General features: G+C 34.6%; 1 protein-coding gene and 1 pseudogene. Both read right to left on the bottom strand.

The genetic code is table 11. The features are described 5' to 3' along the window. Positions 1-1,190, bottom strand: a 1,190-nt coding sequence (locus tag BZG78_RS15225; protein WP_077661693.1) for an O-antigen polymerase, incomplete at its 3' end; no start/stop codon positions are given. 41 nt (positions 1,191-1,231) lie between these two features. After that, a pseudogene (locus BZG78_RS15230) lies at positions 1,232-1,480 on the bottom strand (ISAs1 family transposase); the annotation flags it as partial.

Consider the following 1,480-nt stretch of genomic DNA (forward strand, 5'->3'; position numbering starts at 1 on the left):
AAAATATATAGATAAAAATAAGAAAATATATAGATAAAAATAAGAATAGTTAGAGGAACCAAGAGAAAATTTGAAAAAATCTGCTTGTTATATATTTCAAATCCATCCCTAAAGAATTGAAAAGGAAGCACCACACACACACAAATATAATATGTTCTAATGATCAGGCTTTTCTTTGCTAGCTTATATAGCAATGCGTAGTAAAGACCAAGAAAAAACATGTACAAAGAGCCAAACATATAACCGAAATTTGCACTAATAGATACATAGATGCTCTCAGCACCGAGAGGACTATAAAAGTTAGTAATATCTTGGATTTTGAAAAACAACTCTTCTTTTGATGGAACGAGGATTGTCGGAATGAAATTCAAAAAACTAGTCAGAAAGTTTAATGGGTAATCGATAGCGTTAAATCCATTATAAACAATATCATTTATTGCAGACCACCAAGTAAACATAGGCTCCATGAAGAAAACCATCAAAATACCTGTATAAGTAATTTCTTTATCTAAACCGTTCCTAAAAATACCTATGGACAACACAAAACATATCAAACACGCTGCATATAAAACCGTTTTATAACTTATCATAATCTTTCGTGAGAAGAATATTGCGTTTGTTATGAGACCAAGGAAGACAATAACAAAGTACATCCTCGTTCCTGAGAGTAAAAGTGCTATCGTTACAATCATCAAAAACAAATAGATAGATTTTTTCAAATACCCTTTTTGCGAGCCAGTAACCAAGAAGTACACAGCGAAAAATAAAATATACATCGAACCAGTAGCTATCGTTCCTTTACCACTAAAACCTTTCGATTGATAGCCACCCAATAATGCTGGAATACTAAAAAGAGTATATATAACGATAGGCGACAAACAAATCAAAAGCATAAGCACGCTAACCGTCTTATGATTATCTTTAAAAGAAATTAGTATATTTTTTCCAGAGACAAAAGCACTCGGAATAATAAAGAGAGCGAACCAAACAAACACAATAACCATATAATTTGTTATCTCTTCGCTCTTTATATTATTAAAGTCTCTATACCACCCCTCCAAAGATGCATACCCGTCAAATACACCTGAATAGCCTATGATAACTGGTGCAATTAAATAATATGTGAATCCAAAAGCAAAAAATACCACATGAGGTTTGGATACTAAACGAAAGATAAAACTACACATCATCAGTTAATCCTAATTACACGGAAAACGCATGAACATCCGCGTCATGAAAGGCTTCCCAGCACGGTCGCCAAGTACTCTTGGTCCATCGCGCACATCATTCGCTTGCGTTGAATGCCGGCTTTGAAACTCTTCTCTTTCTTTAATAAATTCAAAACCATTTGCCTTATTCGTGCAAAAACTTCCGCTCGGTCATCTACCCTAATTCGGCAGGCATCTTCTTTTAATCCAACATCGAGTTGCCAATGCATTGATTCAATTAGCCAGTGCGAGCGCGTAGCATCATGAAGCTC

It is taken from the genome of Salinivibrio sp. MA351 (genome assembly GCF_001996065.1).
GTDB lineage: Bacteria > Pseudomonadota > Gammaproteobacteria > Enterobacterales > Vibrionaceae > Salinivibrio > Salinivibrio costicola.